The sequence below is a fragment of the Nguyenibacter vanlangensis genome (assembly GCF_013376155.1).
GTDB classification, from domain to species: domain Bacteria; phylum Pseudomonadota; class Alphaproteobacteria; order Acetobacterales; family Acetobacteraceae; genus Gluconacetobacter; species Gluconacetobacter vanlangensis.
Genome location: NZ_JABXXP010000302.1, coordinates 1 through 3,492 on the forward strand (window position 1 = coordinate 1; position 3,492 = coordinate 3,492).

A 3,492-nucleotide genomic window follows, 5' to 3' on the forward strand; every position below is an offset into this window, starting at 1 on the left:
TGGGCGGCGCCGCGCCGCCATCGCCCGCCGGCACGATCCAGCGCGTGGCCCGGCGAAACCGCTCCATCGGCGTGTCATGCACGATGCGCCCCCGCGCCATGAACAGCGCGCGCGTCGCCACCTTCTCCAGGTCCGACAGGATATGCGAGGACATCAGCACGCAGGCGCCCGTCCGCGCGCAATATTCGTCCAGCAGGGCCATGAAATCGCGCCGCGCCTGGGGGTCCAGGCTGGCGACCGGCTCGTCCAGGATCAGGAAATCCGGCCGATGGCGCAGCGCCAGCACGATGGCCAGGCGCTGCTTCTGCCCGCCCGACAGCCGCCCGACCCGCGCCGCGGGGTCGAGATCGGCCCAGGCCAGCAGCGCCGGATCGGGCGCCTGCGGCACGCTGGCGTAAAACCCGCCCAGATAGGCGATCAATTGCCCGACCCGAAAGGACCCGAACGCATTCATCGCCTGCGGCACATAGCCCATGCGGGCACGCCGCAGCGCATCCAGCGCCCCGGCCTCCTGCCCCCAGATCGAGACCGTGCCGCTGCCGGGCAGCAGAAACCCCAGCAGACAGCCGATCAGCGTGGATTTTCCCGCACCGTTCGGCCCCAGCAGGGCCACGATCTCACCCGGCGCGATCGCGAAGGACAGCCCGTCCAGGGCCCGACATGTCCCGAAGGCCTTGACGAGATCCCGGACATCGACCACCGCCGCCGCGGCAGGTTGCGCCGCTCCCTGCGTTTCCGCGTTCATCCCATCCCTTTCGACCGGGCCGGCCGGGCAGGGCCGCCAGGCAGGACCGCAGGACATCGCGTCCAGAATCCCCGCGATCCGGGCCCGAGGCAAATAAAAGGATTTTTGAAGTCCGGAGACCGGACAGGACGCGGCGGGACGGGCATGATCGGCGGGCAGGAGGAATGCGGCCATGACCGACACCGATCCGCTCCATCGCCGGTTGCACGCGCACCGGACGCGCGCGAGAATTCTGACGACGATGCTCGCGATGATTCCACCAATGATGCCGGCAATGATGCCGGCGATGATGCCAGCGGACGCAACCGCGTCCGACGCCGCCCCGCAGGGCGTCTATTGGCACAACTGGACCGATTCGAAAGGCGTCAGCCACCTGACGCACTGCCATTTCCACCGCTACATCCTGAAATCCATGTCGAAGCCGGCCGGCCCGCAATGGCAGGACCGGCTGCCGCCCGGCCGCACGACCATCATTTCGACCGTGCAGCCGGCGCACTGGGACGGCACCTGGCACCCGGACCCGACGGTGCAATGGATCATTCCCCTGCGGGGCACGTGGTTCGTCGAGGCGATGGACGGCACCCGCGTGGTCATGGGGCCCGGCGACCTCTCGCTGGGCGAGGACCAGATGTCCCGCCGTGACGCCAGGGGACATATCGGACACAATGCCGGCAATGTCGGCGACGGACCGGTGACGCTGATGGTCATCCAGACCGACCAGGCCCCCACGATCGACCGGCCGTGCCGGTTCCAATAGGCCGGCACATGCTGCGTATCCTCAGTTGGAACCTGCTGGTACGGCGCGGCGCCGGCTGCCACGACGTGGCCCGGCTGATCCGGGACGTCGCACCGGACCTGGTGCTGATGCAGGAAACGACGGCGGGCCTGGACGCGCTGCCGGACTTGCTGGGCGGCCGGTACCACCGCGCCATGGCGCCGCCGCGTCCGCACGCCCCGGCCATGTGGAGCCCGCATCCGGTCCAGGCGACGCAATTGATGCTGCCCGCCGCGACCCGCCGCGACCTGCCGGTCCCCATCCGCCGTTCGGTCGCGCCGCGCGCCGCACAGATCATCCGCATGGATGGGCATATGGAGGGGCGCACGGGCGGACTGCGCATCGCGAACGTGCATCTGGACCATGGCCAGCGCGCCAACCGGCGGCAGATCCGCCACATCCTGTCGGCCTGCCCCGACATCGACGTCATCATGGGCGATTTCAACGCCGTCGGGCCGACCTGCCCGCCCGGCTTCACCGATCTGGGCCCGCGAACGGCAACGCACCGCATGTACGGCGTCCTGCCGCTACGCCTGGATCGCTGCGTGGCGCGCGCCCTTCATTGCGTGTCGTGCAGCGCCCTGCCCTACGGCCCGTCGGACCACCGGCCGATCCTGGTCACGCTGGCGCGCTGACCCGGACCCGGCCGGGTGCGTCCGGGATCCCAGGTGCTTCCGAGATCATCGTCTCCGGCATCACTGGCCTTGGCGCACGACCCGCTTTTCGATCCATTTCTGGGCCGACAGCTTGTCCGTCGCATCCAGCATCCGGTACAGCACCAGCAGGTCGTGCTCGTCGGACGTCAGCGTCATCTCATGGCTTTCGTCGTGCTGGTCGGTCAGGAACGCTTCCTCGGACACGCCGAACAGACGGGCCAGGCGCGGAATATGCTTGCGCGCGCTGCTCTCGCGCCCGGTCTCCCAGAACGCGACGGCCGACCGCGACATGCCCAACCGGTCGGCCAACTGATACTGGTTCATGCCCGCGGCCTTCCGCAGGGCCTGGATACGCTTGCCCAGTTGCTGCGCCGGCGTCGGCCGCGACATCTTGGCTCCGCCGATCCGCTCATCCTGCGTCAAGACCGGCGCGCGGACATGATGCATCAGATCGTCCGCATGATGCCGCGCGGCCGCAGCCGAACCGTCCGCGTCAAGCGCGCGGGGCTCAAGGGCATGGGCGGTGGCGCCGGCCAGCAGCAGGGGGTCCCTGTCGATCATCGCCACATTGTCTGTCATAGCCATTCTCCATTCAAAACAAGGTGGTGGCGGGCACGATCCCGGCCATAATATCTTCATAAAGAAATTACATTACGAAATTTGTGTTGATTTGATGGTCACCATCAAATTCGGGATTTAATCCCGGCCTCCAATACCCGATACTTCTGTACGACATGCCATTACCGGTGAGTCAGTTCCGGGCGACCAGCACCGAATGAGGGCCCGAGACCTGCGCGCGCAGCACCATCAGACAAGACAGGGTTTCAGTGAATGTCAGGTCAGGCATGACCGTTGGCTCCTGAGGCGCGGGCAGGACGCTTTGTCCGGTAACTCACCTCTAGCGTCGCGGAACCGAGATGGTTGCACGCCCGCGCGAGATGCCTGATGCCATGCCCGCCGCCCGCCGGTACCAGCCCCGGGGAACGGCCCCGGCTCTTCCGGACAAAATGGTTCCGGATGAAGCGGTTCTGGACAGCAACCGGCATTCCCGCTCATATGCGCCGCCAGCCCGGCCTGGCGGGACGAAAAGCGGATTTCGACATGACACAGACCAGCCCGCCCCCCACCGATGCGGTTCAAGGCGGGGCGTTACGCATCCTGTTCGCCTTTGAAAACCCGCTTCCCAGCACCGAGGCCGACGCCGAGGTCTTCCTGACCACCGCGCGTTATCTGGCGCGGCTGACCACCGGGGCGGCGCTGCACGTGCCCCTGCCGGACCAGGCCGCATCCGCGGCCTTGCGGCAGGCGACGGGCCT

At 67.7% G+C, this 3,492-nt stretch carries 4 protein-coding genes and 1 pseudogene; 3 read left to right on the plus strand and 2 right to left on the minus strand.

Annotated features, from left to right (window positions below):
• Positions 1 to 745: ABC transporter ATP-binding protein (locus tag HUK84_RS12765; protein ID WP_176640634.1), on the minus strand; the 745-nt coding region annotated here is incomplete at its 3' end.
• Between the two features lie 274 nt (positions 746 to 1,019).
• Here HUK84_RS12765 and HUK84_RS12770 point away from each other — a divergent pair.
• Positions 1,020 to 1,502 carry a cupin domain-containing protein gene (locus HUK84_RS12770; protein WP_246285656.1) on the plus strand — a complete coding sequence of 161 codons (483 nt, stop codon included), beginning with the start codon at positions 1,020 to 1,022 and terminating at the stop codon, positions 1,500 to 1,502.
• 8 nt (positions 1,503 to 1,510) lie between these two features.
• The gene (locus HUK84_RS12775) at positions 1,511 to 2,155 is read left to right on the plus strand and encodes an endonuclease/exonuclease/phosphatase family protein (protein WP_176640635.1); all 645 of its coding nucleotides are present in this window, start codon (positions 1,511 to 1,513) and stop codon (positions 2,153 to 2,155) included.
• A gap of 60 nt (positions 2,156 to 2,215) precedes the next feature.
• Here HUK84_RS12775 and HUK84_RS12780 read toward each other — a convergent pair whose 3' ends face one another.
• Positions 2,216 to 2,755 carry a helix-turn-helix domain-containing protein gene (locus HUK84_RS12780; RefSeq protein WP_246285655.1) on the minus strand — a complete coding sequence of 180 codons (540 nt, stop codon included), beginning with the start codon at positions 2,753 to 2,755 and terminating at the stop codon, positions 2,216 to 2,218.
• Positions 2,756 to 3,277: 522 nt separating this feature from the next.
• On the opposite strand from HUK84_RS12780, the pseudogene HUK84_RS12785 reads away from it, so the two are divergent.
• Positions 3,278 to 3,492 (plus strand): annotated as a pseudogene (locus HUK84_RS12785) (glycosyl transferase); the annotation flags it as partial.